The sequence below is a fragment of the Aeromicrobium sp. Leaf350 genome, assembly GCF_916858655.1.
Taxonomy (GTDB): domain Bacteria; phylum Actinomycetota; class Actinomycetes; order Propionibacteriales; family Nocardioidaceae; genus Aeromicrobium.
The window spans coordinates 612,234-636,889 of sequence record NZ_CAKASL010000003.1 but is presented as its reverse complement, the minus strand read 5'-3'; the positions used below and the strand labels follow the sequence as shown (position 1 = coordinate 636,889).

The following is a 24,656-nucleotide window of genomic DNA, read 5'->3' as shown; positions in this document are numbered from 1 at the left end:
CTCGTGTGCACCAACAAGGTCTCTCGCCACGGGTAACGAAGTCTCTCGCGAGGGGTAGTTCAGGTGAGGGTGGGGAGGGCCCGGGGGTCGGTCGTGGGGGCCTGGCAGACGAAGCCGCGACAGACGTAGGCGGTCGCCCGGCCGTCGCGCACCGTGCGGGCCTCGAACAGGGGGACGTCGAGCCCCTCGGCCCCGCCGACCACGACGGCGCCCGGCGAGGTGAGCGACCACGCGGCGCGCAGCATCTCGCCCCGCGCCTCCGGGGCGCCGACGACGGCGACCTCGACGGGCCCGGCCACCAGGGCCTCGGCCGCGGCCAGGGCCTGGCCGGCGAACCGCGGGGCGGCGCGGGCCGTGGGTGACGCCGCCGAGACGGCCTCCTCGGCGGCCGAACGCCACCGCGCGTCGCCCGTGATGGCGGCAGCCGCGACGAACGCCGTCGCGGCAGCGCTGGTGCCCGACGGATAGGCGTTGTCGGCGACGTCGCGCGGCGCCACCACGAGCCCGTCGCCGGGGGCGTCGACGAACCCGCCCTCGGGGTCGGCGAAGTCGGTGACGACCCGCTCCAGCAGCGCGAGCGCGCGCTCGAGCCACACCGCGTCGCCCGTGACACCCAGCACCGTGAGGAAGGCCTCCGCCACGGCGGCGTGGTCCTCCAGGACGCCGGCATGGGCACTGGCCGTGCCGTCTCGCGACGTGCGGACCAGCTTCCCGTCGACGAGGTGCACCCGCACGAGCAGCTCGGCCGCCTCGACCGCAGCCGCGGTGAGCGCCGGGTCGTCGAGCAGCACGCCGGCCTCGACGAGCGCCGTGATGGTCCAGCCGTTCCAGGACGCCACGACCTTGTCGTCGCGCGCTGGCCGGGTGCGGCCGGCGCGCGCCTCGAGCAGGGTCGCGCGCACCCGCGCCCACCGCTCGGCGTCGTCGGGATCGTCGGGCAGCTGCAAGGTCGAGTACCCGCGCTCGAACGTGCCGGCACCGCTGACGGCGAGCAGGCTGACCGCCCAGGCCCCGTCCTTCGCGCCGAGCAGGCGCATCAGGTCGTTGGGGTTCCACACGTAGAAGGCGCCCTCGTGGACGTCGCCTCTCGCGTCAGCGCTGTCCGCGTCGAGCGCGGAGGCGAACCCACCCTCGGGCGTGCGCATCTCCGCCAGCAGGAACGCGGCGGTCTCGCGGGCCACCCGCTCGGCGAGCGGAGAGCCCGTCGCGCGCCACCAGTGCAGGTAGACCCGCAGCAGCAGCGCGTTGTCGTAGAGCATCTTCTCGAAGTGCGGCACGCGCCAGTAGCGGTCGACGCTGTACCGCGCGAAGCCCCCTCCGAGCTGGTCGTACAGGCCGCCGCGCGCCATCGCCTCGCACGTCGCGGCCACCATCGCCAGGGAGTCGTCCGCACCCGTGCGGTCGTGGTGGCGCAGCAGGAACTCGAGAACCATCGACGGAGGGAACTTCGGGGCCGCGCCGAAACCCGCGGCGTCCTCGTCGTAGCTGCGGGCCAAGGTGCCGACCGCCTCGTCGAGGTCGTCGGCCGTCAGCAGGTCGCCGTCGGGGTCGCGCGAGTCCTGCAGGTGTGCGACGACGTCGCGGCCCACGGTGAGGACCTCCTCGCGGCGCTCGCGCCACGCGTCGGCGAGCGCCTGCAGCACCTGGGTGAACGCCGGGGCGCCGCTCGTGGGCTCCGGCGGGAAGTAGGTGCCGGCGAAGAACGGCTCACCCTCCGGCGTCAGGACGCAGGTCATGGGCCATCCGCCGTGCCCGGTCATGGCCTGCGTGGCGCGCATGTAGACGGCATCGACGTCCGGCCGTTCCTCGCGGTCGACCTTGATGTTGACGAAGTGCGCGTTCATGAAGTCGGCCGTGGCGGCGTCCTCGAACGACTCGTGCGCCATGACGTGGCACCAGTGGCACGCCGCGTAGCCGACGCTCAGCAGCACCGGCCGGTCGAGCTCACGCGCGACCGCGAAGGCCTCCTCGCCCCACTCCCACCAGTCGACGGGGTTGCCGGCGTGCTGCTGGAGGTACGGCGACTGCGCGGCGGCGAGACGGTTGGCCATCAGGCGCGGTCGGCGTCAGCCTGCTCCGAGGTCTCGGGGCTCTCGACGTCCTCGCCGTCCCACGGTGCGCGGGCCCGGCGCGAGACGCGGGCGAACGACCACATCAGCAGCGCGAGGGCGATCGCCATGAGCACGAAGATGCCGAGCGCGACCCATCCCGGTCGCACGATGTTGGGGTCGAGACCCCGCTCCTCGTTGGCGACGAGCACTGCGCTCGCGAACTCGTACATGGCTTCAGCGTAGGCCCGCGAACAAGTCGTCCTCGGGCAGGGTCGTGGGCACCTTGCTGTCGACGAGCTCGAAGTCCTCCGTCGGCCAGACCTCGGCCTGCACCTCGCGCGGCACCGAGAAGAAGAAGCCGTCCGGGTCGATCTGCGTGGCGTGGGCGATCAGGGCCGCGTCACGCACGTGGAAGTAGTCGGCACACTCGACCCGCGTCGTGATGCGGTCGTCACGCTTCTGGTCGGGGTCGCGGTCCTTGAGCCACTCCGCGTACGGGTTCTCGAGCCCCCGCTCCTCCATCGCGGCCCCGATGCGCTCGATGCGCTCCCGCGTGAACCCGCCCTGGTAGTAGAGCTTGCTGACCTGCCACGGCTCGCCGAGCTCGGGGTAGCGCTCGGGGTCGGCCGCCGCCTCGTAGGCGAACACGCTGATCTCGTGGCACTTGATGTGGTCGGGGTGCGGGTAGCCGCCGTTCTCGTCGTACGTCGTGAGGACCTGCGGGCGGAACGAGCGGATCAGGCGCACCAGCGGGAGCGCGGCCTCCTCGAGCGGCACGAGGCCGAAGCAGCCCTCGGGCAGCGGCGGCTTCGGGTCGCCCTCGGGCCAGCCGGAGTCGACCCAGCCGAGCCAGTCCTGCGTCACGCCCAGGATGTCGCGGGCGCGCTCCATCTCCTCGCGGCGGATCTCGGTGATCAGCTCGGGATCGTCCTCGATGCCCGGGTGCTGGAAGCTCGGGTTCAGGATCGAGCCACGCTCCCCGCCGGTGCAGGTGACGACGTGGACGTCGACGCCCTCGGCCACGTACTTGGCGGTCGACGCGGCACCCTTGCTCGACTCGTCGTCGGGGTGCGCGTGCACGTGCATCAGTCGCAGCGGCTCGGTCACGGGCCTCATTATTCCGGGAGGCCGGGAACCGACCAGCCCTCGGGGGCAGGCCGAGCGTTCCGTGCCCCCTGAGACACTGGACCCATGACCGACCTCGCCGATCGCTACGGCACCCGATCCTCGCCGCGCTGGCTGTGGTGGGTCGTCGCCGGCGCCGGGATCGCGGTGGGGGTCGCGTGGGCCGCGTGGATCGCGCTGCAGCCGCGACCGGTCAGCACCGACATCTACTCCTACGACGTCGTGTCGGACACGCAGATCGACCTGGTGCTGGAGGTCGTCCGGGAGGAGCCCGTGGCGGTCACGTGCAGCGTCTACGCCCAGGCCCAGGACCATTCGATCGTCGGCGAGAAGACCGTGACCGTCCCGGCATCTCAGGAGAAGATCGAGCGCCAGGGCGTCACGCTGACGACCACGGAACGTGCGGTGACGGGCGTCGTTCGCTCGTGCGAAGTCTCCGACTGAGTGCTAGCCTCGGAACTTCACCCCGAGCCGGGCGCTCGGGGTTCCGTACGTCTTGAAGGAGTTCGCCATGACGCAGCCGACCGGCACCGAGACCCTCTGGGTCACCGAGGAAGCCCTCACGCGCCTTCAGGAGGAGCTCGACCACCTCAAGGACGAGGTCCGGCCTGACATCACGGCCAAGATCGCCGCCGCCCGCGACGAGGGCGACCTCAAGGAGAACGGCGGCTACCACGCCGCCCGCGAGGAGCAGGGCAAGACCGAGGCCCGCATCCGCCAGCTCGAGGACATCATCCGTCGCGCCGAGGTGGGCGAGAAGCCCGCCGACGACGGCGTGGTCGAGGCCGGCATGAAGGTCACGATCCGCTTCGAGGGCGACACCGACACCGAGACGTTCCTGCTCGGCTCGCGCGAGGTCCTGAGCCTCGACAGCGCGGTCGACCTCGACGTCTACTCCCCCACCTCACCCCTGGGCGCGGCGCTGTTGGGCAAGAAGACCGGCGACTCGGCCAGCTACGAGGCCCCGAACGGCTCGACCATCTCGGTCGAGATCGTCGACGCCACCCCGTTCTGAGTCACGGACGCCGGTAGCCCAGGGACGCCAGGCGGGTCATGACCTTCTCGGCGTGACCCGGCCCGCGGGTCGCGACCTGCAGCGCCACCTCGACCTCGCCGACACCGAGCGCCTCCGAGGCGCGGTCGTGCACGACGTTGAGGATGTTGACCTGCATCGACGCCAGGTCGGTGAGCAGCCGCATCAGCTCACCCGGCCGGTCGGTCAGGTGCACCCGGAAGCTGAGGAAGCGGCCGGCGGCCTTGAGGCCGTGGCGGATCACCTCGAGCAGGAGCAGGGCGTCGATGTTGCCGCCGGAGAGCACCGGGACGACCGGACCCGGGAAGTCGTGCGGACGGTCCAGCAGCGCGGCGACACCGGCGGCACCCGCCGGCTCGACGAGCAGCTTCGCGCGCTCGAGCAGGCCGATCAGCGCCCGGCTCATCGCCTCCTCGCTGACCGTCACGACCTCGTCGACCAGGTCGGCGACGACCGCGAACGGCACCGCACCGGGCTGGGCCACGGCGATGCCGTCGGCCATGGTCGGGAGGCCCGGCACGAGCATCGGCGTGCCGGCGCTGAGCGAGGGGACGTAGGGGCTGACCGCGGCGGTCTGCACGCCGACGACCTTGACGTCCGGCCGCACCTCCCGCAGGAGCGCGATGCCCGCGACCAGGCCTCCGCCTCCGACCGGCACCAGCACCGTGCCGACCTCGGGCAGCTGGCGCAGGATCTCCAGGCCCACGGTCCCCTGGCCGACGACCACGTCGGCGTGGTCGAACGGGTGGATGAGGATCGCGCCCGTGCGGTCGGCGTACTCGCGAGCGGCCAGGATGCTGGCCTCGACGTCGACACCGACGAGCTCGATCTCCGCGCCGTAGCCCTGGGTGGCCTGCACCTTGGGCAGGGCCGCGCCCTCCGGCATGTAGATGCGGGCCTTGATGCCGAGCATCTGGGCCGCCAGGGCGACGCCCTGCGCGTGGTTGCCGGCCGAGGCCGCGACGACGCCGGCCGCCCGCTCGGCCTCGGTCAGGCGAGCGATGCGCGTGTAGGCGCCCCGCAGCTTGAACGAGCCGGTGCGCTGCAGGTTCTCGCACTTGAGCAGGACCTCGGTGCCTGTCAGCTCGCTGAGCCAGCGGGAGTGCGCGAGCGGTGTCACCTCGGCGACGCCGTCGAGCAGCTCGGCGGCCGACTCGACACCGGCCCAGGACGGCGTGGTCATGCCTGTTCCGCGGGCAGCTCGGCGTCGGGTGGGACGTCCTCCGGCAGTCCGTCCTCCTGCAGGGGGTTGCCGGCCTGCTCGGCCAGGTGGCGCACGACGCCGTTGAGGCAGGCGACGAGCGGCACCGCGACGAGGGCGCCGACGACGCCGGAGACGGTGATGCCCGCGGCGATCGCCGCGATGATGGCGAGCGGGTGCACCGCGACGAGGCGCCCCATGAGGAAGGGCTGCAGCACGTGCGACTCGAGCTGCTGCACGCCGATCACGACGAGCAGCATGAACAGCGCGGTCCAGGGCCCCTGTGCCACGAGGGCCACCAGCACCGCGATCATGCCCGAGGCGAAGGCGCCGATGATCGGCACAAAGGCGCCGAGGAACACGATCACGCCGACCGCGAACGTGAGCGGCACGCCGAGCAGCCAGGCTCCGAGGGCGATGCCGAGGGCGTCGACAAACGCCACGAGCACCGTGGCGCGCACGAAGCTCGTGAGCGACTCCCACGCCCGGTTGCCCGAGGAGTTGACCTTGGCGCGCGCCTCGCGCGGGAACAGGGTCACGACCCAGGCCCAGATGCGGTCGCCCTCCCAGAGGAAGAACACCGAGGCGAACAGGGCGATGAAGAAGCCCGTCACGAAGTGCGCGAGGGAGATGCCGACCGCGGTGGCCTGGTCGAGCACGGCCTCGCGACCGGTGCCGGAGATCGCGTCCTGCACCTCGGTGACGTAGCGGTTCAGGTCGCTGTCGCTCAGGCCGAGCGGACCGTTGCGCGCCCAGTCACGCAGCTCGCCGATGCCGGCGACGACGCTGGAGCGCAGCTCGTCGAACTGGGTCGAGAGCTGCTGGCCGACCAGCGCGACGAGGCCGACCAGGCCCACGAGCATGAGGATCGCGACGACGATCGTGGCGAGCAGGCGCGGGATGCCACGTCGCTCGAGCCAGTCGACGAAGCCGATCGTGAGCGCCGTGCCCAGCAGGCCGATCGTGATCGGGACCGTGATCTCGGAGAAGTACTGCAGCAGGTACAGCAGGCCGAGCCCCGCGGCGGCGATGACGATCAGCCGCCAGGCCCACGCCGTGGCGATCTCGACGCCGATCGGGACCTGATAGCGCTGGCTCACTCGGTCGAGCCTACCCGCGGAACATCCGGGTCCTGGCCCGCGTTGACGGTGTGGCGAGCTTTGGCCGCACGAGGAAGGATGAACGCATGATCTTCGGAACCCGCAAGACCGAGATGCCCGCCCGCGAGGACGCCCTCCCGGGTCGCCCCTCACGCCAGCACCTGGTCGGTGACCGCCACCTGGTCACCGGAAACCCGCTCGAGACCGACGGCCCCGAGGGCTTCGAGGTCGCCGTGGTCGGCCTCGGCTGCTTCTGGGGTGAGGAGCAGACGTTCTGGCAGCTGCCCGGCGTCTGGTCGACGACCGTCGGCTACGCCGGCGGCTACACGCCGAACCCCACGTACGAGGAGGTGTGCACGGGCCGCACGGGTCACTCCGAGGTCGTGCGCGTCGTCTTCGACCCCGCCGTGCTCTCCTACGACGACCTCCTGGCCACGTTCTGGGAGAACCACGACCCGACGCAGGGCATGCGCCAGGGCAACGACCGCGGCTCGCAGTACCGCTCGGTGCTGCTGACCACGACCCCCGAGCAGCAGGCGAAGGCCGAGACGTCGCGCGAGCACTACCAGCAGAAGATGTCGGCGAACGGCTACGGCCGGATCACGACCGAGATCAAGCCGCTGACCGAGTACTACTACGCGGAGGACTACCACCAGCAGTACCTGGTGCGGAACCCGCACGGTTACTGCCCGCTGCACGCCACGGGCGTCAGCTACGCCTGACGGCACGGCCCGTGTTCGCCCATCGTGAACGCGGGTCACTCAGGGGAATTGAGTCGGGTGCACTCAAGTTGTGACAGGTGTCGGCCACGGTGGTCGGCACCTGTTTCACATCCGGAGGACACATGAGCACCATCACCCGCTTCCGCGGTCGAGATCCCTTCTTCGCCGACTTCGACACCCTCGTCCGCTCGACCTTCGCGAACCAGCCCGGCCAGTCCGGCGAGGCACTCGCCTTCACCCCCACGGCCGAGACCGTGCGCGACGGCGACGACGTCGTCGTGCGCCTCGACCTGCCGGGCGTCGACGTCGCGGAGGACGTCACGGTCGAGGTGACCAACGGCCGGCTCGTCGTGGCCGGTGAGCGCAAGGACGCCCACGCCGAGGAGTCGACCGGACGCTCCGTGCGCGAGGTCCGCTACGGCCGCTTCCGTCGTTCGTTCGGCCTCCCGGGCCACGTGGGCGCCGACGCCGTCAGCGCCCACTACGACCAGGGCGTGCTGAACGTCCGCGTCGCGGGCGTCTACGCCGGCACCGAGCCGACGCGCATCACGATCGCCGACGGAGCCCCGCAGGTCGACCAGGCCTGACGCCGCGCGATCCCCGCTGGTCGAGTGTCGCGCGAGGGACGCGTGACACTCGACCAGCGGCAGGCTCCGACGTACCGTCGAGGGCATGGAGCAACGACTCAGCCTGGTGACGCTCGGCGTCGGTGACCTCGCCCGTGCCCGCGCCTTCTACGAGGAGGGCCTGGGGTGGCGACGCGGCAACACCGAGGACGAGGTGGCGTTCTACCAGCTGCCCGGCATCGTGCTGGCGCTCTGGGACCGAGCCGAGCTCGCCGCCGATGCCGGCGTGCCCGACGCACCGCCCGGGTTCGGCGGGTTCGCCCTGGCCTACAACACCCGCAGCCGCGACGAGGTCGTCGAGGTGCTGGACCTGGCCCGGGAGGCCGGCGGCACTGTCACGAAGCCCGCCACCGACACCGAGTGGGGCGGGTTCTCCGGGTACTTCTCCGACCCCGACGGTCACCTCTGGGAGGTCGCATTCAACCCGTACTGGTCGGTCGACGAGGTGGGTAACACGGCGCTCGGTCCAGCCGACGGGAGCTGATCAGGACACGAGCGCGGCGGGACTGAAGCCGACCTCGAACGGTTCGGTGACCGCGAAGGTGTCGTCGCCGCTGACGTGCGTCACCTGGTGGTAAGCACCGTCGCTCAGGGCCCAGGCCGTGACCGCCCCGACACCGCTCGGGTCGACGACCCAGTAGTGGACGCACCCCGCACGCTCGAGCCGCTCCTTCTTCAGCAGCAGGTCGACGCGCCTGGTCGAGGGCGACAGCACCTCGACGGCCAGGACGGGAGCCACCGGAAGGTCGCGCTCGGTCAGGTCGGCCACCCGCGCCACGAGCAGGTCGGGCTGCATCACGGTGTCGTCGGCCAGCACGACGTCGAACGGGGCGAAGAACACCTCAAGGCCCCCGGGGCACGCATCGTCGACGATGCGGAACAGCCGGGCCAGCGCTCGCTGGTGGCGCATCACCGGGGACGGGCTCACGATGAGCACCCCGTCGAGCAGCTCGTAGCGGTGCCCGTCATCCGGCAGCGCCGCCAGGTCGTCGCGCGTGAGTGCGCGTCCTCGCGGGAGCCCGATGGACACCTCGGTCGCCATGACGTTCATGGTAGGTCGCCTCCTCGGTCATGACCACAGCCAACTGTCGTGAACTGACACAGGCCACGACCCATCACGGAGCCTGTGGACGAGCGGGCCCTGAGGATCAGCGCCCTGCGTCGGCTCCGTCGCGCCGGCTCCCGGAGTAGGGGCACACGCCGCCGGAGTCCGTGGGCTCGACACCCGGCTCCGGGTCGGCGGGCTGATCGTCCACGCGCACCTCCGGCGTCCGGGGCGTGAGCCGCAGCTCGAAGCCCTTCGGCACGATCGTGAGCCGCTCGGCGATGTCGAGCTGGTAGTCGGGGTCGCCCGTGATCTCGTAGCGGTGCAGCAGCCGCGCGAGCACCAGGATCGACTCGTGCTGGGCGAACTGGCGGCCGATGCACGAGCGCTCCCCCGTGCCGAACGGCTTGTACGTCTGCGGCAGGCGTCCGCGTGAACGCTCGGGCAGGAACCGGTCGGGGTCGAAGGCCTCGGCGTCCTCGCCCCACACGGAGCGGTCGCGGTGCATCGCCGGCAGCAGCACGATGGCCCAGTCCTGCGGGCGCATGACGTGTCCGGTCGAGAGCGTCGTCGTCTCCCGCGGCGACCGGCCGAACGCCGGCGCCGTGGGCCAGAGCCGCAGCGCCTCGTCGAGCACCCGCCGCAGGTAGCGGAAGCGGGCGACCTGCTCGAAGGTCGGCTCGGCGTCGCGGTCAGCGCCGAGCACCGCGTCGGCCTCGGCGTGGGCCATGGCCAGCGCCTTAGGGTTGCGGCTCAGGTAGTACAGCGCGAACGAGAGGGCGCCCGAGGTCGTCTCGTGACCGGCCACGAGGAACGTCAGGATCTGGTGGCGGATGTTGGTGTCGTCGAGCTGCTCACCGGTCTCGGGGTGCTTCGCGTTGAGCATGATGCCCAGCAGGTCGTGCTCGGACGGCGGCTCGGCCCGTCGCCTCGCGATGATGTCGTCGAGCAGCTGGTCGACGTACTCCTGGGCCGCCTGGGCCTTCTTGCGGATGCGGCGCACCGCGAGCCGCCCGCCCGGCGCGGTCTGCAGCGTCGCCATGCGCTGGCCGCTCGTCAGGGCGGTGATCATCGCCGCCACGAAGGGGTGGGAGTCGGTGCCCTCGAAGGAGGCGAAGTCACGGCTCAGCGCGGCGCGGGCCAGCGTCTCGAGCGTCAGCTTGGTCATGTCGCGCGAGACGTCGATCGGACCGTCGAGCCGCTCCCAGTACTCGAAGAGCTCGCCGAGCGTCTCGAGCATGATGGGGTGGTACGACTGCATCGCGGCGCGCGTGAAGGCCGGTCGGAGCAGGTCGTGTGCCAGGCGCCAGTTGGGCTCGTGCGTGTGCGCGGTGAACAGGCCGTCGCCCACGAACTCCCGCAGGGCCTCGAGCGCGGGTGAGAGCGCCTTGCCGAACCGCTGCTCGTCACACATCTCGGCGGCGAGCTCGGCTCCCGACACGAAGACGAACTTCTGGTCGAACACCTGGATCTCGAAGATCGGCTCCTGCAGGCGCTCGGCGTGGCCGATCATGCTGTGCAACGGCCGGGACGGGTCGACCGACCGGCCGTCCCCCACGATGGGGAGGCGACCGGGCGGGTGCGGGAAGCCCTGCCCGCCCCAGTCGTTGCGCATCGGTCAGATCCCGGACTTGCCCGACGCCCAGCGGACCACACCTTGGTAGCGCGGCCCGGCGACGCGGATGAAGGCGTCGATGACCTTCGCGTCCGCGCCGATCAGCACGCGGACCTTCTTCTTCTCGACGCCGTCGAGGATGACGTTGGCCGCCTTCGCCGGCGTGGTGCGGGCCAGGACCTTGTCGAAGTGGGCGCTGATGTCGCCCTTCTGGTCGGCGCGCTCCTCGACCGAGGTGGCGTTGCGCACGATGTTGGTCTTGATGCCGCCCGGGTGGACGCAGGTGACGGAGACGGGCTTCTTCGCCATCTTCATCTCCATCGCGAGCGACTCGGTGAACCCGCGCACCGCGAACTTCGCCGCGTTGTAGGCGCTCTGGGAGGGCACCCCGAACAGTCCGAAGACGCTCGAGATGTTGACGACGTGACCGTCGCCGGAGGCCTCGAGGTGCGGCAGGAACGCCTTGGTGCCGTTGACGACGCCCCAGAAGTCGACGTCCATCACGCGCTCGAGGTCCTTGTACGGCATCTCGGTCACGGCGCCGAAGTAGGCGATGCCGGCGTTGTTGATGACCAGGTTCACCCGGCCCAGCTCGGCAGCGACGGAGTCGGCGTACTGCTCGACCAGCTCACGCTGCGAGACGTCCAGCGGATCGAGTCGCACCGTGCCGCCTAGCGCCCGCGCCTGCTCGGCGGTCGCCTCCAGCCCGGCCACGTCGACGTCGCTGATCGCGATCGTCGCGCCGCGTCGCACCAGCTCGAGCGCCAGCGCCCGGCCGATGCCCGATCCCGCGCCCGTCACCACGGCGACCTTGCCGTTGATCCAGCTCATGTTCCCGCTCCTCTGTGCCGCACGTCACGCCTTTGCGATACCGACGGTATCTCAGTGCAGGACTGTATGTCGAGACTGAGATCCGGGCTGGGCCCGAGCGGTCGGACCGCGTGCCGGCCGGCGACCAGGTCTCGACACGCGCGCTCACAGAGCTCGCACCCACTCGACCAACGGGTGGATCGGCCCGGCGGGGTTGCTCGCCCGGTCAGAGCTTGAGGCGGACGCGGGGGCGGATGCGGACGTTAGGGAGCTCCGGGGCGGGGACGAACTCCTCGCCGTGGCCCTCGACGCGACCGAAGTGGCCGCCCACGGGCCGGCTCATCCAGGCGTCGCGCGCCTCGACGATCTCGTCGTGGTCGCGGCCGATGAAGTTCCACCACATCACGAGCTTCTCGGTGAACGGCTCGCCGCCGAGCAGCAGGATCGTGCGGCCCGCGCCGTCGATACGCACGCGCGAGGCCGGGTCGAGGTAGCGCAGGGCCCGGTGCTCGATGCGAGTCCCGTCGACCGAGACCGGGCCGTCGAGCGCGAGCACCCCGTGCTCGAAGGTCGGGTCGAGGTCGAGCACGACGTCGGGGTCGTGGAGCGAGATCTGCACACCCACGAGCGGCGTGTAGATGCGGGCCCGCGAGGACTGGCCTGCGAAGTCGCCGACGACGAGGGTGCCGGTCCAGCCGCGGCCCTCCACCGTCGGGAGGTCGGGCACGTGCTCGAAGTCAGCGGCACCGTGGCGCCGGGACTCGGGCAGGGCGACCCACAGCTGCACGCCGTCCATCGGCGTCGGGTCGGTCGGGTCGCTGATCTCGGAGTGGGAGACGCCGTCGCCGGAGGTCATGAGGTTGAGCTCGCCGGGCCGCAGCACGACGTCCGAGCCGAGGCTGTCGCGGTGTCGGACCTGGCCGGCGACGGGCCACGTGACGGTCTGCAGCCCGATGTGGGGGTGCGGGAGCACGTTCATGCGGGAGTCGGTGGGTCCGAAGTGGTCGGCGAAGCACCAGGCACCGATCGTCGGGCGCGACCGGTGCGGCAGCGTGCGGTGCACCGTGATGCCCCGGATGCCACCGAGCGGCACCTCGCGTGGCAGCAGCGTCTCAGCACTCATCCCGGCTCCCTGGCTCATGCACTCATGGTGTCACCACGGAGGTGACCGAGCAGGCGTTCGAGGTCGTCGTCGGTGCCGCCCGCGTCGCCGAACCACCCGCGCACTCCGCCCGTGTGCCCCTCCCAGACCTCGATGACGCCGCCGATGGCGTCGGGCTTGGTCTCGAAGAAGGAGGCCGGCAGCGTGAGGCGGTGGTCGTGCCCGGCCGTCGCGGACAGGCGGGCGTCGATCGCGGCGCGGTGCTTCGCGGTCTCGAGGTAGTCGTCGACGACGACGACGGTGTCGGCGCCGGCGAGCATCAGCGTCAGTGCCACCGAGATGCCCGTGCGGTCCTTGCCGGCGGCGCAGTGCACGAGGGCCGGCCCAGGAGCCGAGGAGATCGCCCGCACGACGTCGACCAGCATCGGGCCGGCGGACTCCACGACGCCCAGGTAGAGGCCCGGAAGATCCACGGGCCGCGCCGCGCCGGGACGCAGGGCGCCCAGCAGCGGCACGCGGTGGATCGTGGCGCCGTCAGCGAGGGGGTGCTCCGGCTCGATCTCGCTGGCCGACCTCAGGTCGATCACCGAGACCGGCGGCCACACCACGCCGATCGGGGCCGCGTCGCCCACGGCCGGTGCCGCACTGCGCAGGAGCCGACCGGGGGCGACGGATCCGCCGTCGATCGCGACGCCGTGAAGATCACGCAGGTTCGGGACGAGGTCGGCCATGTCACCCATGATCGGCCATGCGCCGGCGCGCTGGGCAGGCACCCGGTCACTAGGCTGGAGCCATGCGTGTCAGTCGTCGAGTCGCCACCACCACCGCCCTCGGGACCGCCGGCGCGGTCGGGGCCTCCGTGGGGTTCATCTTCGGCGAGACCGTCCTGGCGCGGCGGCTGATCGGCGTCACCGACGCGCGCCCGCCGTCCCCCGACGGCCTCTACGGCGACAACCTCTCGGGCGAGACCGTGCGGCTGCTCGTGATGGGCGACTCGGCCGCCGTGGGCTACGGCATGCAGACGCAGATGACCACGCCCCCGGCGATGCTCGGCTGGGGACTCGCCCAGCTCGTCGCGGGACCGGTCGACGTGCGCAGCGTCGCGGTCGTGGGGGCCGAGAGCAGCGACCTGGCCGAGCAGGTCGACCGCGGACTCGACTTCGGTGCCGATGTCGCCGTCATCGTGGTCGGCGCCAACGACGTGACGCACCTGAAGTCGATGTCCGACGCCGTCAGCGACCTGCAGGTGGCGATCAGCCGGCTCGTGGCCTCCGGCACCCATGTCGTCGTGGGCACGTGCCCCGACCTCGGCACCGTCAAGCCGCTGATGCAGCCGTTGCGCAGCATCGCCCGCCTGCAGAGCCGTCGCATGGCGCGCCTGCAGACCGTCGGGGCCATCGAGGCGGGTGCCCGCACGGTCTCGCTCGGCTCGCTGCTGGCGTCGATGCTGCGCGAGCACCACGAGCTGATGTTCGGCGACGACCGCTTCCACCCCTCGGCCTCCGGCTACGCCGCGATGGTCGGGGCGCTCCTGCCCTCGCTGGCCGACGCGGTGCACGAGCGCCGCAGCGAGCCGCTCGAGGACCGCGAGGGCGAGACGGAGGAGCGCATGCCGGTCGAGGAGGCCGCCGAGAAGGCCGCACAGGAGTCCGGCACCGAGGTCCGCCGCGCCGGGCGCTGGGCCGGCGTCCTGCGCCGCCTGCGCTGACGCCGCGCCGACCGGACGCAGAACGCCCCCGACCGGCGAATCGGTCGGGGGCGTCCTGGTGTCAGCTGGTCAGTCGCTGCCGCGCAGGATCGCGAGGATGCGCAGGATCTCGATGTAGAGCCAGATCAGCGTGACCGTGAGGCCGAAGGCCGCACGCCAGGACTCGCGCTGCGGAAGACCCGCCTCGACGCCCTTCTCGACGTAGTCGAAGTCGAGGACGAGCATCAGCACGGCCAGCACGACCGCGATGGCCGAGACGGCCAGACCGAGCATGTTGAAGCCGCGCAGGCCGCCGTCGTCGACGACGCCGGTGACCGACAGCAGCAAATTCAGGAGAACCGCGCCGGCGAACGCGAAGACCGCGATCGTGACGACCTTGCGGAAGCGGTCGGTGACCTGGATGTTGAAGAACTTGTAGGCCGCGAGCGTCGCGCCGAACGCGACGAACGTGCCGACGATCGCCTGGAAGACGATGCTGACGTCACCGACGTAGGTCGAGACGACCTTCGACAGCGCGCCGACGAAGACACCCTGGAACACCGCGTACGCGATGACCAGCGCCGGGCTGATGACCTTCTTGAACGAGTTGACGAGCGACAGCACCAGGCCGACGATCGCGCCAACGGCGGCGAAGGCGAAGGCCCGGTTCAGGGCGGCCTGGTCGACGACCGTCTGGCCGATCGAGTTCTCGCCGACGATGACCTGGCCGATGACGACCCAGGCGACGGCGGCAGCGGCGACCACGATGCCGAGCGTGACCGCGGTCTTCTCGACGACGGAGTCGATCGTCATGCGGTCGGAGGAGGCGCCGGCCGGCGGGGCATAGCCCGGCTGCGCGTTGGTGTCGACCGTCCACTGCGACGGGTCGGTCTGGACCGACGACGAACGCCCGTTGTAGGCGTCGTTGCGGGAGAACACGGGGTTCGAGCTGTGCATGATTCCCTCCGGGAGGTCGGCTCGCATCATCGAGCCTGATGGGGTCACCCTATACAACGCACGACAATGGCGTTTTGCTCCCGGGTTGAGAAGTTTCTGTGCGCAACCTGTGGTGGTGGCGATCAGCCCGCGGGCGTGAGGGCCGGGACCTGCAGGAACGGCGACGGGCGCGGGACCGCCGTGGCGCCCGTGACGGGTCGCAGGGTTCCGTAGTCGTCGCTGTAGGCCTCGACCATGCTCATCGGGTAGACGTTGTACGCCGGCTGCCCCGTCACCAGGGTCATGGGGGCCCACAGGCCGAGGTCGACGCAGTCGGGGTCGAGGCAGCCGTTGCCGCCGGGCACCGACGTCGCGAGCGGACGGCCGTCCTGGTCGAACAGCTGCACGTCGGACAGGGGCTGCCCGTCGGCGCCGTACGCGAAGATGTTGGTCACCTGCTGCCCGTCGAGGTACACGCCGGTCAGGTCGGCCGAGGCGTAGCTGTCGCCGTCCGTGTAGCTCGAGCCGAACGACGACGGCAGGTACGCGAGCATGGCGAGCACCACGACGGCTGCGGCGACGTTGCCGGCGACGATGATGCCGGTGACCCAGCCGGGCCAGCGACCGAGACCCAGCGCGACGCTGCCGATCGCGAACAGGACCAGCACGACGAGGGAGCCGAGACCCCCGCCCGTGCCGAGCACCCCGCCGACGAGGACCCACGCGGCCCACGCCCGGAGCAGCCACCACGCGGGGCGCAGGGAGACCACGAAGTCGACGGTGCGCTCCAGCACCGGATGGTCGGACACGAGGCTGCGGGTGTCGCGCCCGAGGTCGCGGACCTTGTCGACGACCGACGAGCGGCGCGACGTCGGCTCGGGGGCCGGAAGACCGGCCGCAGTGCGCAGCTCGACCGCGTAGACCTCGGGATCACCGAGCTCTCGAGCCAGGTCCTCGCGGAAGGCCTCGGCCAGGTCGGCCTCGAGGCCTTCGGTGAGCTCCTCGACCTCCTCGGCCGGCAGGTCGGCCAGCGCGGCACGCACGCTCGCGGCGAAGGAGGCGATCTCGGTGGGAACCGTCGTGGTCATGCTGCTGCCTCCGGGGTGAGGAGATCGGTCATGGTCGTGGAGAACTCGGCCCACACCTTGCGCTGGTGCTCCAGCATCGTGCGGCCCTGGTCGGTGATGCCGTAGTACTTGCGGTGCGGCCCCTCCTCGGAGGGGACGACGTACGAGGTGAGGGCACCGGCGGAGTACAGCCGGCGCAGCGTGCCGTAGACCGACGCGTCACCCACGTCGTCCAGGCCCGCGGAGCGCAGGCGCCGCACGACGTCGTACCCGTATCCGTCCTCGGCCTCGACGACCGCCAGCACGGCGACGTCGAGCACTCCCTTGAGGAGCTGTGTGGCATCCATGCGCTGGACAGTACCACGGATTGCACAGTACCGCGCGGACCGGAACTAAAGCGGCTCGTCGCCGTTCAGGCGCCGACGTCGACGCGGTGGTGCTCGAGGTCGTGCACCAAATACTGGGTCAGCGTCGCGGTGGTGAACTCCGAGCCGTTGGACCGGAGCCCTCGACGCTGCCAGTCCGCACCCTCGACCCGCGCGAGCGCCGCCGCGAGACGCTCGCCCTCGCGCGCGAGCTGGTCCTCCACGAGGGTCGGATCGGCGTGGGCGTAGTCGCCCTCGAGCGCCGCGGCGTCCTGGTCCCAGTTCGCGAAGCGCGCCCCCTCGGACCCCTCCGGCTCGTCGAGCATCTGCTCGATCCGGCCGGCGAACACCGTGAACACGTCGCGCACGTGGCACGCGTACTCCAGGTCCGACCAGCGCTCCGGTCGAGGCCTCACCGCGGCCGCGTCGCGACGGACCACGGCCTGCCACGTCGCCACCTGCGCGTCGATGCCGGGGCCGACGTCGGCCGGGTCGACGTCAGCCGCCACGAACCCGCACTCGGGACACGGCTCGCGCAGGACCCACGTCCAGTCCTTGTCGTCGGGCACGATCGGGTCACTTCCACTCGTCACCGGACCATCCTGACCGCCTCGCTAGGGTGCGCACCATGTCTGATTCGGCCGACACCCGTCCAGATCCTGCCGATGGCGGTCACCCGGGCTACCGCACCGAGCCCGTCTCGTTCACGCGCCGCGGCGGCCGGCTCAACGACCGCCAGCAGAAGTCCTGGGACCTGCTGGCCGACACGATGGTCGTGGACGTGCCCCGCTCCGGCCCGTCGACGTCGGTGGACCCCCAGTACGTGCTCGACACCGACGCCCTGTTCGGGCGTTCGGCGCGGCTCGTCGTCGAGATCGGCAGCGGGCGCGGTGAGGTGCTCGTGCACGCCGCGACCGAGGCGCCCGACACCGACTTCCTCGGGCTGGAGGTCTACAAGCCGGGCGTCGCGCAGACGCTGATCGGCGTGCGCCACGGAGGCCTGACCAACGTACGGCTCGCGATCGTCAACGCCGCCGAGGCCCTCACCACGACGCTGCCCGAGGCGTCGGTCGACGAGCTCTGGGTCCACTTCCCGGACCCGTGGCACAAGAAGCGACACCAGAAACGGCGCCTCGTGACCCCGGCTTTCGCCCACCTCGCCGCCCGGGTGCTCAAGCCCGGCGGCACCTGGCGCCTGGCGACGGACTGGGCCGAGTACGCCGAGCAGATGGCCGAGGTCGTGGCCGGCTCTCCCGACTTCGAGGGCGGCCGCAGCGAGCGCTGGGACGGCCGCGTGCTGACCCGTTTCGAGGCCAAGGGCATCGCCGCCGGCCGCGAGATCCACGACCTCACGGCCGTGCGCCGCTAGGCCCGGGGGGCCTGCAGTGCTCCCGGTGGGGCTCGAACCCACACTGGGACGGGTTTAAGCCGTCTGCCTCTGCCGATTGGGCTACGGGAGCGCGGTCAGCCTAGTCAGCGGGCAGGCCGGCCGTGATGCCGCGCAGTGCCGCGACGTGGCCGCGGTAGGCCGCGCGACCCTCGGGCGTGAGGCGCACCCAGGTGCGGACGCGGCCGCGTCCGGTCGGCTTCTCGAGCTCGACGTAGCCCGCGTCGGTCAGCACCTTGAGGTGCTTGCTGGCGACCGAGTCGGCCACCTCCAGGAGGTCGCGGACCGCGGCGAACTCCGCCGACGTGACCGCGTCGAGGAACGCGCAGATCCGCAAGCGGTGCGGCGCGTGGATCACGTCGTCGAATGCCGGCGCCGGTTCGGCAGGGGTCACCGCTCACCCCGCAGGTCGGCGCGGAGCTCGCGGTCGTACCGGCGGCCGATCGGCACGATCACGACGGCGATGGCAGCGGCGACGACCCAGACCCAGACGTCCGGGACGCCCGCGAAGGCCAGCAGGATCGCGGCGGCGATCCCGAGGCCGGCCACCACCCCCATCAGGGACGACCACCGGTTGGCGGGACCCGGCTCGTGACCCGAGAGCCAGATGCCGGTCCGGCGACGATAGGCGGCGACGAGGGCGCCGGCCCCAGCGGCGAAGACGACCAGCCCGACGAGCGTCACCCACCAGTCCCCCAGGGCGACGGCCACCGTGAATCCGCCGAGCAGCAGCCCGAGCGCCGGGTGGTACCACCAGGGTGTGACCAGCCGGTCGGCCACCGAGCGCCGCGCGGCAGCCACCGCCGCCAGTGCCTCGGCGTCGCCGCTCGTGGATCCGGCCTCGTGCGTGAACTCGCTCATGACGATCCTCTCCGTCGACTTTCCGTTACAGAAAGACAATAACATTCCGACTCGGAAAGTCAATCCGAGCGGTCAGACGGGGACGGCGCTCCGGGCGATGCCGTCGAGGATGTCGCGCTCGCTGACCAGCACCTCGCCCGACGCCAGCGGCACGACCTCGAGGAGGCGGTCCAGGATCAGCGCCCCGGCGCCGATGACGTCGGCGCGGCCGGGGTGCATGAACGGCAGGTGCCGGCGGTCGGCGACCGGCATCTGCACGAGCGAGAGGCACGCCTCGCGCACCTGGTCGACCGGGAGGCGGGCTCCGTGGATGCGCTCGCTGTCGTAGGTCGCGAGCTGGAGGGCGTGAGCGGCGACCGTCGTGACGGTGCCGGCGACGCCGATGAACCGCGTGACCGGCTCCCATCCGGTGACCGCCGGGGCCAGCAGTGCGTCAAGGTGGTCGACGAGCTCGGTGATCTCGGCGATCGAGGGCGGGTCGCTGGCCAGGAACCGTTCGGTCAGCCGCACCGAGCCGATGTCGAGCGAGACGGCGGAGGCGATCTCGTTCGCTGCGCCCCGCACGAGCTCGGTCGAGCCACCGCCGATGTCGACCACGAGCGAGGGCTCCGGGCCGAGCTCGGCCGTGGCCCCCAGGAACGAAGCCCGTGCCTCGGCATCACCCGTCAGGATCTCGGGCTCGACGCCCAGCACCTCGACGATCGCGGCCCGGAAGTCGTCGACGTTCTCGGCGTCACGGGCCGCGGACGTCGCGCAGAACCGCGTGGCGTCGACGCCCATCTCGCCGATCGTCAGCGCGTACTCGCGGGTCGCCGTGACGGTGCGCTCGATCGCCGCCGGATCGAGGCGTCCCGTGCGGTCCACGCCCTCGCCCAGACGGACGATGCGCATCTCGCGGACCAGGTCGTTCGCGCTGCCGTCGGGCCCGAGATCGGTGACCAGCAAGCGGATGGAGTTGGTCCCGCAGTCGATCGCCGCCACGCGCGTCATGTCGTCCACCCTAGTCAGGCGGTGGGGGCGCAGGACGAGCTGCCCCAGTAGTCGCCGAGCATCGCGACGGCCTCGTCGCCGAGGGGGTTCAGACCGGGTCCCTTCGCGAGCGCGTGACCCACGAGGACGTGCAGGCACTTGACCCGGGTGGGCATGCCGCCTGCCGTGATGCCGTCGATCTCGGGCACGTGCCCGATCGCCTCGCGCTCGGCGAGGTACGACTCGTGGGCGCGGCGGTACCTGGCCGCGAGCTCCTCGTCCTCCTCCAGACGCTGGCTCATGTCGGCCATGACTCCTGCCGCCTCGAGCGTGCCGATCGCCCCGGCGAGGCGAGGACACGTCAGGTAGTACAGGGTCGGGAACGGGGTGCCGTCGGGCAGCCGCGGCTCCGTCATGACGACGTTCGGATGGCCCGACGGGCAGCGCGACGCCACGGTCACGACGCCGCGGGCGGGGCGGCCGAGCTGTTCGCGGATCGCCGCGAGGTCCTCGTCGCTGGGGGGCACCGGGGCGGGGTTCTGCGGAGTCACTGACCTTCTTCTCCTGCGGGCTCCTGGCCCAGCGGCTCCTGCGGGGTGACCGTGGGCGGCGCCTTGGGCTCAGGCTCCTGGCCCGCCACCTTGACGCTCTCCCACAGCTGGCCGTACCACTCGGGTCCGGCCTCGCTGGGGGGCTCGGCGAGCTGCGGGACGTCACCCTCGACCTGGCCGTCGGCGTCGACCACGCGGTAGCCGACCTCACCCGGCAGCACCCAGCCGAAGCGCTCCCGCGCCTGCTGCTCGATGTACGCCGGGTCGTCCCAGCGCGCGGCGTCGTCCTCGAGGCTCTCGATCACGGCCTTGCGCATCTCGATCTCGGCCGTGGTCGCGCGGACCTCCTGACGCTGCTGCCACCACGTGTGCACCTGGGCGGTGTACGACGCGATGAGCAGCACCATGACGGCCAGCAGCACCATGGCGCGAGCCGTGAATCGCGATCCCCCCGTGCCGCTCGGGGTGGCCGGTCGCCGGGGCTGGCGGCGGGTCGAGGCCGACGGCGTGGTCGGACGTGACGGTCGCGCGCTCGCGGACCCACGCGGGCGCGAGGCCGGGCCGGAGGACTTGCCCCGGCCCGGTCCCGACGACCCGCGTGCTCCCGCCATCAGCTCAGAGCGACAGACGCGGGAAGGCCGACGCGCCGGCGTAGCTGGCGGCCGAGCCGAGCAGCTCCTCGATGCGCAGCAGCTGGTTGTACTTGGCGACGCGGTCGGACCGGGCCGGCGCACCGGTCTTGATCTGGCCGCAGTTCGTCGCGACCGCGAGGTCGGCGATCGTCGTGTCCTCGGTCTCGCCCGAGCGGTGGCTCATCATGTTGGTGAACCCGGCACGGTGGGCGAGCTCGACGGCGTCGAGGGTCTCGCTGAGCGAGCCGATCTGGTTGACCTTGACCAGCATCGAGTTGGCCGCGCCCTCGGCGATGCCGCGCGAGAGCCGCTCGACGTTGGTGACGAACAGGTCGTCGCCGACGAGCTGGACCTGGTCGCCGAGGTCGGTCGTGATGCCGATCCAGCCGGCCCAGTCCTCCTCGTCGAGCGGGTCCTCGATCGAGACGATCGGGTAGGCGGCGACGAGCTCGGCGTAGTAGGCCGACATCTCCTCGGCGCTCTTCGAGGCACCCTCGAACGTGTAGACGCCGTCGGCGTGGAACTCGGTGGCGGCGACGTCGAGCGCGAGCGCGATGTCGGTGCCGAGCTTCAGACCGGTCAGGTCGACGGCCTTCGCGATGAGGTCGAGCGCGGCGCGGTTGGACGACAGGTCCGGCGCGAAGCCGCCCTCGTCACCCAGGCCCGTCGACAGGCCGTCGGACTTCAGGACGCCCTTGAGCGCGTGGTAGACCTCGGCGCCCTGGCGCAGGGCCTCGGCGAAGGTCGGGGCGCCGATGGGCGCGATCATGAACTCCTGGATGTCGACGTTGGAGTCCGCGTGGGCGCCACCGTTGAGGATGTTCATCATCGGCACGGGCAGGACGTGCGCGTTGGGGCCGCCGACGTAGCGGAACAGCGGCAGGCCGGCCGACTCGGCGGCGGCGTGCGCCGTCGCGAGCGAGATGCCGAGGATCGCGTTGGCGCCGAAGGTCCCCTTGTTGGGCGTGCCGTCGAGGTCGCGCAGGGCGTTGTCGATCGCGCGCTGGTCGTCGGCGTCGAATCCCTCGACGGCCTCGCCGAGCTCGCCGTTGACGGCCGCGACGGCCTTGAGGACGCCCTTGCCGACGTACCGGTCGCCGCCGTCACGCAGCTCGACGGCCTCGAACTGGCCGGTCGAGGCGCCGGACGGGACCGCGGCACGGCCGATGCTGCCGTCGTCGAGGGCCACCTCGACCTCCACGGTGGGGTTGCCGCGCGAGTCGAGGATCTCGCGTGCTCCGACGGCTTCGATGCTGGCCATGGGTCTCCTCAGAGAAGGGGTGTGACGTGCGGGGTCCAGCCTAGAGCCCCGGCACCGCGGGGCCGGAGAGGCACGGCGGAGAGGCCGCGTAACCGTGACCTCTTCAGCCGACGGGCGGCCGATCGGGGAGGGCGCGGACCGTGCGGCGCAGGGCCTCCTCCGGGTCGACGCCTGCGGCGCGGGCCTCGGCGACGAGGGCGAGCAGGCGGGTGCCGAGGTCGCCGGCTTCGCTGCTCACCGCGGGATCGCCCAGTCGCTTGAGCACCTTGTCGGCGTAGCTCAGCGCGGGCAGCGTCGACGGGATGCCGTCGTGCACCGACGCCGACGCTTCCCGCCCCCCTGACTTCTGGGCCTTCTCCTCGGCCTTGACCGCCTGCCAGGCGGCGTCGATCTCGTCGGGCGTGCGGGCCGTGCCGTCGCCGAAGACGTGCGGGTTGCGGCGGCGCAGCTTGTCGGTGATGCCGCGGGCCACGTCGTCGACGTCGAAGCGGTCGTCGCCCGCCTCCTCGGCGATGCGCGCGTGGAACACGACCTGCATGAGGAGGTCGCCCAGCTCGTCGCGGAGGGCCTCGCGGTCACCCGAGTCGAGCGCGTCGAGCACCTCGTGCGTCTCCTCGAGCACGTAGCGCGCCAGCGTCTCGTGCGTCTGCTCGGCGGTCCAGGCGCACTCGCGTCGCAGCCGGTCCATGACCTCGACGAGCTCCAGGAGCGCCTCACCCGTCCGCTGGTGCTCGTCGCTCATGCGCCCATTCTCCCCCGGCCGGGAAGCGCGGGTCAGAGCGCCTGGCCGCCGGAGGCCTCCACGCGCTGGCCCGTGATCCAGCCGGCGCTCTCGGAGGCCAGCGCACGGATCGCTCCCCCGATGTCCTCCGGCTCGCCGACCCGGCCGAACGCGTGGTTGGCGGTGATCATCGCGCGGTAGTCGTCGTTGTCGCGGATCATGCCGCCACCGAAGTCGGTCGCCGTGGCGCCGGGGGCGACGACGTTGACCGTGATGCCGCGCGATCCCAGGGCCTTGGCCGCGTAGGTCGTGTAGACCTCGATCGCACCCTTCGCCGAGGCGTAGGCCGAGTACGCGGGGGTCGCCACGAACCGGGTCAGCCCGGTCGACACGAACAGCACCCGCCCACCGTCGACGACCAGCGGGGCCAGCAGCTCGGTCAGGAGGATCGGACCCTTGACGTGCACCGCGAGCAGGTCGTCCAGCTGCGCCTCGGTCGTCTCGCCGAACGGCGTCCAGCCGGAGTAGCCCGCGTTGTTCACGAGGACGTCGAACGTCTCGCGGTCGAACACCTCGCGCAGGGTGCTCGTCAGCGCCTCGGCGAACGCGGCGAAGCCGGACGGCACGGTCGTGTCGAGCTGCAGGGCGGCGGCGCGACGGCCGAGCGCCTCGACCTCGGCCACGACGGCGGACGCCTCCTCGGAGCCGCCGCGGTAGGTCAGGACGACGTCGGTGCCGTCGGCGGCCAGGGAGAGGGCGGCGGCGCGGCCCAGGCCACGGTTGCCGCCGGTGATGAGAGCGATGCGAGTCATGTCAGGTTCCTTCGATCGGGTGCGTCCAGCCTTGCGACCATCGCGGCGGCCCACCAGGCACGGCTCATCCCTGGATCGCGGATCCCTGGATGCGCGTGGCCGGGCGCGGGAGGATGGACGCATGGACCGCGAACAGCTCGCCGACTTCCTGCGCACCCGCCGCGAGGCGCTGCAGCCAGAGGACGTCGGCACCGTGCGGGGCGCTCGTCGGCGGACGACGGGGCTGCGCCGCGAGGAGGTCGCCGCGCTGGCGGGGATGTCGACCGACTACTACAGCCGGCTCGAGCAGCGGCGAGGTCCGCAGCCGTCGACGCAGATCGTCGGCGCCCTGGCACGGGCACTGCGGCTCGACCTGCCCGAGCGCGACCACCTCTTCCGCCTCGCCGGACACGCGGCCCCGGCCAGGCTGCCCACGAGCGACCACGTGGCGCCGGGGGTGCAGCGCATTCTCGACCGACTCACCGACACCCCCGCGCAGGTCGTGACGTCGACGGGCGAGACCCTCGTGCAGAACCCCGTGGCGGTCGCCCTGCTCGGCGACCAGACCTCGTTCACCGGCCTCGCCCGGTCGACGGTCTACCGCTGGTACACCGACCCGACGAGCCGCGACGTGTATCCGGAGGACGACCACGCGCTGCGCGGCGGCATCTTCACCGCCGAGCTGCGGTCGGCCGCCGCGACCGGTGGGGCCGGCTCGCGCGCTGCGCAGATCGTCACCGCGCTGACGCGGGAGAGCGCGGAGTTCCGCGAGGTGTGGGCCCAGCACGACGTCGACGAGAAGCACACGCAGACCAAACGCTTCGTGCACCGCGAGATCGGGCCGCTGACGCTGGAGTGCGAGTCGCTGCTCGACACCGAGACGGGCCAGCGCCTGCTGGTGTTCACCGCTCGGGCCGGCTCCGACGACGCCGCCAAGCTCGCCCTCCTGGGCGTCGTCGGCACCCAGCGCCTCACCACCCCCTGACCGCCCGCCGGGG

30 protein-coding genes and 1 tRNA gene are annotated in these 24,656 nt (G+C 71.8%); 8 read left to right on the top strand and 23 right to left on the bottom strand.

What is annotated here, in order from left to right:
- Positions 1-59: 59 nt before the first annotated feature.
- From LO931_RS16820 to mca, 3 genes are read right to left on the bottom strand one after another with little or no spacing between them, the layout of a single operon-like run.
- Positions 60-2,051 (bottom strand): thioredoxin domain-containing protein, encoded by a 1,992-nt coding sequence (locus LO931_RS16820; protein ID WP_229055015.1) that lies wholly within the window; start codon positions 2,049-2,051, stop codon positions 60-62.
- Positions 2,051-2,281 carry a hypothetical protein gene (locus LO931_RS16815; RefSeq protein ID WP_229055014.1) on the bottom strand — a complete coding sequence of 77 codons (231 nt, stop codon included), beginning with the start codon at positions 2,279-2,281 and terminating at the stop codon, positions 2,051-2,053. Before LO931_RS16815 ends, LO931_RS16820 begins: the two co-directional genes overlap by 1 nt.
- Positions 2,282-2,285: 4 nt before the next feature.
- On the bottom strand, positions 2,286-3,167 hold the full coding sequence (gene mca / locus LO931_RS16810; protein WP_229055013.1) for a mycothiol conjugate amidase Mca: 882 nt from the start codon (positions 3,165-3,167) through the stop codon (positions 2,286-2,288).
- Positions 3,168-3,242: 75 nt separating this feature from the next.
- Here mca and LO931_RS16805 point away from each other — a divergent pair, with 75 nt between their 5' ends.
- A complete protein-coding gene (locus LO931_RS16805) occupies positions 3,243-3,620 on the top strand; it encodes a DUF4307 domain-containing protein (RefSeq protein WP_229055012.1) in 378 nt (125 codons plus the stop codon).
- Positions 3,621-3,687: 67 nt separating this feature from the next.
- The gene (gene greA, locus LO931_RS16800; RefSeq protein ID WP_229055011.1) at positions 3,688-4,191 is read left to right on the top strand and encodes a transcription elongation factor GreA; all 504 of its coding nucleotides are present in this window, start codon (positions 3,688-3,690) and stop codon (positions 4,189-4,191) included.
- A 1-nt stretch (position 4,192) separates the two neighbouring features.
- Here greA and ilvA read toward each other — a convergent pair whose 3' ends face one another.
- Both ilvA and LO931_RS16790 read right to left on the bottom strand, forming a co-directional pair.
- A complete protein-coding gene (gene ilvA, locus LO931_RS16795; protein ID WP_229055010.1) occupies positions 4,193-5,392 on the bottom strand; it encodes a threonine ammonia-lyase in 1,200 nt (399 codons plus the stop codon).
- Positions 5,389-6,510 carry an AI-2E family transporter gene (locus LO931_RS16790; protein WP_229055009.1) on the bottom strand — a complete coding sequence of 374 codons (1,122 nt, stop codon included), beginning with the start codon at positions 6,508-6,510 and terminating at the stop codon, positions 5,389-5,391. The genes ilvA and LO931_RS16790 overlap by 4 nt, the downstream gene beginning before the upstream one ends.
- A gap of 86 nt (positions 6,511-6,596) precedes the next feature.
- Between LO931_RS16790 and msrA the strand changes: the two genes are divergently transcribed.
- From msrA to LO931_RS16775, 3 genes are all read left to right on the top strand, one after another.
- Positions 6,597-7,232, top strand: a complete 636-nt coding sequence (gene msrA, locus LO931_RS16785) for a peptide-methionine (S)-S-oxide reductase MsrA (RefSeq protein WP_229055008.1) — start codon at positions 6,597-6,599, stop codon at positions 7,230-7,232.
- A 122-nt stretch (positions 7,233-7,354) separates the two neighbouring features.
- Positions 7,355-7,819: an Hsp20/alpha crystallin family protein gene (locus tag LO931_RS16780; RefSeq protein WP_229055007.1), complete on the top strand. Its 465-nt coding sequence runs from the start codon at positions 7,355-7,357 to the stop codon at positions 7,817-7,819.
- An 85-nt stretch (positions 7,820-7,904) separates the two neighbouring features.
- The gene (locus LO931_RS16775; RefSeq protein ID WP_229055006.1) at positions 7,905-8,342 is read left to right on the top strand and encodes a VOC family protein; all 438 of its coding nucleotides are present in this window, start codon (positions 7,905-7,907) and stop codon (positions 8,340-8,342) included.
- On the opposite strand, the gene LO931_RS16770 is transcribed toward LO931_RS16775, so the two are convergent.
- From LO931_RS16770 to LO931_RS16750, 5 genes are all read right to left on the bottom strand, one after another.
- Positions 8,343-8,900: a Uma2 family endonuclease gene (locus LO931_RS16770; RefSeq protein ID WP_229055005.1), complete on the bottom strand. Its 558-nt coding sequence runs from the start codon at positions 8,898-8,900 to the stop codon at positions 8,343-8,345.
- Between the two features lie 106 nt (positions 8,901-9,006).
- Positions 9,007-10,518, bottom strand: coding sequence for a cytochrome P450 (locus LO931_RS16765; RefSeq protein WP_229055004.1), 1,512 nt, complete (start codon positions 10,516-10,518; stop codon positions 9,007-9,009).
- 3 nt (positions 10,519-10,521) lie between these two features.
- The gene (locus LO931_RS16760; protein WP_229055003.1) at positions 10,522-11,349 is read right to left on the bottom strand and encodes an SDR family oxidoreductase; all 828 of its coding nucleotides are present in this window, start codon (positions 11,347-11,349) and stop codon (positions 10,522-10,524) included.
- Positions 11,350-11,554: 205 nt separating this feature from the next.
- Positions 11,555-12,469, bottom strand: a complete 915-nt coding sequence (locus tag LO931_RS16755; protein WP_229055002.1) for a pirin family protein — start codon at positions 12,467-12,469, stop codon at positions 11,555-11,557.
- Positions 12,466-13,161, bottom strand: a complete 696-nt coding sequence (locus LO931_RS16750) for a tyrosine-protein phosphatase (RefSeq protein WP_229055001.1) — start codon at positions 13,159-13,161, stop codon at positions 12,466-12,468. The genes LO931_RS16755 and LO931_RS16750 overlap by 4 nt, the downstream gene beginning before the upstream one ends.
- Positions 13,162-13,223: 62 nt before the next feature.
- Between LO931_RS16750 and LO931_RS16745 the strand changes: the two genes are divergently transcribed.
- Positions 13,224-14,138 carry an SGNH/GDSL hydrolase family protein gene (locus tag LO931_RS16745; RefSeq protein WP_229055000.1) on the top strand — a complete coding sequence of 305 codons (915 nt, stop codon included), beginning with the start codon at positions 13,224-13,226 and terminating at the stop codon, positions 14,136-14,138.
- 69 nt (positions 14,139-14,207) lie between these two features.
- On the opposite strand, the gene LO931_RS16740 is transcribed toward LO931_RS16745, so the two are convergent.
- The 4 genes from LO931_RS16740 to LO931_RS16725 all read right to left on the bottom strand — a co-directional run bounded on the left by LO931_RS16740 (position 14,208) and on the right by LO931_RS16725 (position 17,078).
- Positions 14,208-15,074: a Bax inhibitor-1/YccA family protein gene (locus LO931_RS16740; protein ID WP_229054999.1), complete on the bottom strand. Its 867-nt coding sequence runs from the start codon at positions 15,072-15,074 to the stop codon at positions 14,208-14,210.
- A 122-nt stretch (positions 15,075-15,196) separates the two neighbouring features.
- Positions 15,197-16,141 (bottom strand): hypothetical protein, encoded by a 945-nt coding sequence (locus tag LO931_RS16735; protein WP_229054998.1) that lies wholly within the window; start codon positions 16,139-16,141, stop codon positions 15,197-15,199.
- Positions 16,138-16,467, bottom strand: coding sequence for a PadR family transcriptional regulator (locus LO931_RS16730; protein ID WP_229054997.1), 330 nt, complete (start codon positions 16,465-16,467; stop codon positions 16,138-16,140). The genes LO931_RS16735 and LO931_RS16730 overlap by 4 nt, the downstream gene beginning before the upstream one ends.
- Positions 16,468-16,532: 65 nt before the next feature.
- Positions 16,533-17,078, bottom strand: coding sequence for a DinB family protein (locus LO931_RS16725; RefSeq protein ID WP_229054996.1), 546 nt, complete (start codon positions 17,076-17,078; stop codon positions 16,533-16,535).
- Positions 17,079-17,113: 35 nt separating this feature from the next.
- Between LO931_RS16725 and trmB the strand changes: the two genes are divergently transcribed.
- Positions 17,114-17,854, top strand: a complete 741-nt coding sequence (gene trmB, locus LO931_RS16720; protein ID WP_229054995.1) for a tRNA (guanosine(46)-N7)-methyltransferase TrmB — start codon at positions 17,114-17,116, stop codon at positions 17,852-17,854.
- Between the two features lie 17 nt (positions 17,855-17,871).
- On the opposite strand, the gene LO931_RS16715 is transcribed toward trmB, so the two are convergent.
- The 9 genes from LO931_RS16715 to LO931_RS16675 form a co-directional block, all read right to left on the bottom strand.
- Positions 17,872-17,945: transfer RNA gene (locus tag LO931_RS16715), tRNA-Leu, on the bottom strand.
- Positions 17,946-17,954: 9 nt separating this feature from the next.
- The gene (locus tag LO931_RS16710) at positions 17,955-18,266 is read right to left on the bottom strand and encodes a transcriptional regulator (RefSeq protein ID WP_229054994.1); all 312 of its coding nucleotides are present in this window, start codon (positions 18,264-18,266) and stop codon (positions 17,955-17,957) included.
- The gene (locus LO931_RS16705) at positions 18,263-18,733 is read right to left on the bottom strand and encodes a hypothetical protein (protein WP_229054993.1); all 471 of its coding nucleotides are present in this window, start codon (positions 18,731-18,733) and stop codon (positions 18,263-18,265) included. Before LO931_RS16705 ends, LO931_RS16710 begins: the two co-directional genes overlap by 4 nt.
- Before the next feature lie 72 nt (positions 18,734-18,805).
- Complete coding sequence (locus LO931_RS16700) at positions 18,806-19,723, bottom strand: Ppx/GppA phosphatase family protein (RefSeq protein ID WP_229054992.1); 918 nt, start codon at positions 19,721-19,723, stop codon at positions 18,806-18,808.
- Positions 19,724-19,737: 14 nt separating this feature from the next.
- Positions 19,738-20,253: a DUF501 domain-containing protein gene (locus tag LO931_RS16695; protein WP_370636163.1), complete on the bottom strand. Its 516-nt coding sequence runs from the start codon at positions 20,251-20,253 to the stop codon at positions 19,738-19,740.
- A complete protein-coding gene (locus LO931_RS16690; protein ID WP_229054991.1) occupies positions 20,250-20,678 on the bottom strand; it encodes a septum formation initiator family protein in 429 nt (142 codons plus the stop codon). The genes LO931_RS16695 and LO931_RS16690 overlap by 4 nt, the downstream gene beginning before the upstream one ends.
- Before the next feature lie 190 nt (positions 20,679-20,868).
- Entirely contained in the window at positions 20,869-22,146 is a 1,278-nt protein-coding gene (gene eno, locus LO931_RS16685) for a phosphopyruvate hydratase (RefSeq protein WP_229054990.1), read from the bottom strand.
- Between the two features lie 103 nt (positions 22,147-22,249).
- On the bottom strand, positions 22,250-22,888 hold the full coding sequence (locus LO931_RS16680; protein WP_229054989.1) for a MazG family protein: 639 nt from the start codon (positions 22,886-22,888) through the stop codon (positions 22,250-22,252).
- 32 nt (positions 22,889-22,920) lie between these two features.
- Entirely contained in the window at positions 22,921-23,679 is a 759-nt protein-coding gene (locus LO931_RS16675) for an SDR family NAD(P)-dependent oxidoreductase (RefSeq protein ID WP_229054988.1), read from the bottom strand.
- Between the two features lie 121 nt (positions 23,680-23,800).
- On the opposite strand from LO931_RS16675, the gene LO931_RS16670 reads away from it, so the two are divergent.
- Complete coding sequence (locus tag LO931_RS16670) at positions 23,801-24,643, top strand: helix-turn-helix transcriptional regulator (RefSeq protein ID WP_229054987.1); 843 nt, start codon at positions 23,801-23,803, stop codon at positions 24,641-24,643.
- The last annotated feature ends 13 nt before the right edge of the window (positions 24,644-24,656 follow it).

Bases quoted from the DNA above. Each gene is read 5' to 3' on its own strand.
- LO931_RS16820 (WP_229055015.1), bottom strand. From the start codon at position 2,051: ATGGCCAACCGTCTCGCCGCCGCGCAGTCGCCGTACCTCCAGCAGCAC.
- LO931_RS16815 (WP_229055014.1), bottom strand. From the start codon at position 2,281: ATGTACGAGTTCGCGAGCGCAGTGCTCGTCGCCAACGAGGAGCGGGGT.
- mca (WP_229055013.1), bottom strand. From the start codon at position 3,167: ATGAGGCCCGTGACCGAGCCGCTGCGACTGATGCACGTGCACGCGCAC.
- LO931_RS16805 (WP_229055012.1), top strand. From the start codon at position 3,243: ATGACCGACCTCGCCGATCGCTACGGCACCCGATCCTCGCCGCGCTGG.
- greA (WP_229055011.1), top strand. From the start codon at position 3,688: ATGACGCAGCCGACCGGCACCGAGACCCTCTGGGTCACCGAGGAAGCC.
- ilvA (WP_229055010.1), bottom strand. From the start codon at position 5,392: ATGACCACGCCGTCCTGGGCCGGTGTCGAGTCGGCCGCCGAGCTGCTC.
- msrA (WP_229055008.1), top strand. From the start codon at position 6,597: ATGATCTTCGGAACCCGCAAGACCGAGATGCCCGCCCGCGAGGACGCC.
- LO931_RS16780 (WP_229055007.1), top strand. From the start codon at position 7,355: ATGAGCACCATCACCCGCTTCCGCGGTCGAGATCCCTTCTTCGCCGAC.
- LO931_RS16775 (WP_229055006.1), top strand. From the start codon at position 7,905: ATGGAGCAACGACTCAGCCTGGTGACGCTCGGCGTCGGTGACCTCGCC.
- LO931_RS16770 (WP_229055005.1), bottom strand. From the start codon at position 8,900: ATGGCGACCGAGGTGTCCATCGGGCTCCCGCGAGGACGCGCACTCACG.
- LO931_RS16765 (WP_229055004.1), bottom strand. From the start codon at position 10,518: ATGCGCAACGACTGGGGCGGGCAGGGCTTCCCGCACCCGCCCGGTCGC.
- LO931_RS16760 (WP_229055003.1), bottom strand. From the start codon at position 11,349: ATGAGCTGGATCAACGGCAAGGTCGCCGTGGTGACGGGCGCGGGATCG.
- LO931_RS16755 (WP_229055002.1), bottom strand. From the start codon at position 12,469: ATGAGCCAGGGAGCCGGGATGAGTGCTGAGACGCTGCTGCCACGCGAG.
- LO931_RS16750 (WP_229055001.1), bottom strand. From the start codon at position 13,161: ATGGCCGACCTCGTCCCGAACCTGCGTGATCTTCACGGCGTCGCGATC.
- LO931_RS16745 (WP_229055000.1), top strand. From the start codon at position 13,224: ATGCGTGTCAGTCGTCGAGTCGCCACCACCACCGCCCTCGGGACCGCC.
- LO931_RS16740 (WP_229054999.1), bottom strand. From the start codon at position 15,074: ATGCACAGCTCGAACCCCGTGTTCTCCCGCAACGACGCCTACAACGGG.
- LO931_RS16735 (WP_229054998.1), bottom strand. From the start codon at position 16,141: ATGACCACGACGGTTCCCACCGAGATCGCCTCCTTCGCCGCGAGCGTG.
- LO931_RS16730 (WP_229054997.1), bottom strand. From the start codon at position 16,467: ATGGATGCCACACAGCTCCTCAAGGGAGTGCTCGACGTCGCCGTGCTG.
- trmB (WP_229054995.1), top strand. From the start codon at position 17,114: ATGTCTGATTCGGCCGACACCCGTCCAGATCCTGCCGATGGCGGTCAC.
- LO931_RS16705 (WP_229054993.1), bottom strand. From the start codon at position 18,733: ATGAGCGAGTTCACGCACGAGGCCGGATCCACGAGCGGCGACGCCGAG.
- LO931_RS16700 (WP_229054992.1), bottom strand. From the start codon at position 19,723: ATGACGCGCGTGGCGGCGATCGACTGCGGGACCAACTCCATCCGCTTG.
- LO931_RS16690 (WP_229054991.1), bottom strand. From the start codon at position 20,678: ATGGTGCTGCTGGCCGTCATGGTGCTGCTCATCGCGTCGTACACCGCC.
- eno (WP_229054990.1), bottom strand. From the start codon at position 22,146: ATGGCCAGCATCGAAGCCGTCGGAGCACGCGAGATCCTCGACTCGCGC.
- LO931_RS16680 (WP_229054989.1), bottom strand. From the start codon at position 22,888: ATGAGCGACGAGCACCAGCGGACGGGTGAGGCGCTCCTGGAGCTCGTC.
- LO931_RS16675 (WP_229054988.1), bottom strand. From the start codon at position 23,679: ATGACTCGCATCGCTCTCATCACCGGCGGCAACCGTGGCCTGGGCCGC.
- LO931_RS16670 (WP_229054987.1), top strand. From the start codon at position 23,801: ATGGACCGCGAACAGCTCGCCGACTTCCTGCGCACCCGCCGCGAGGCG.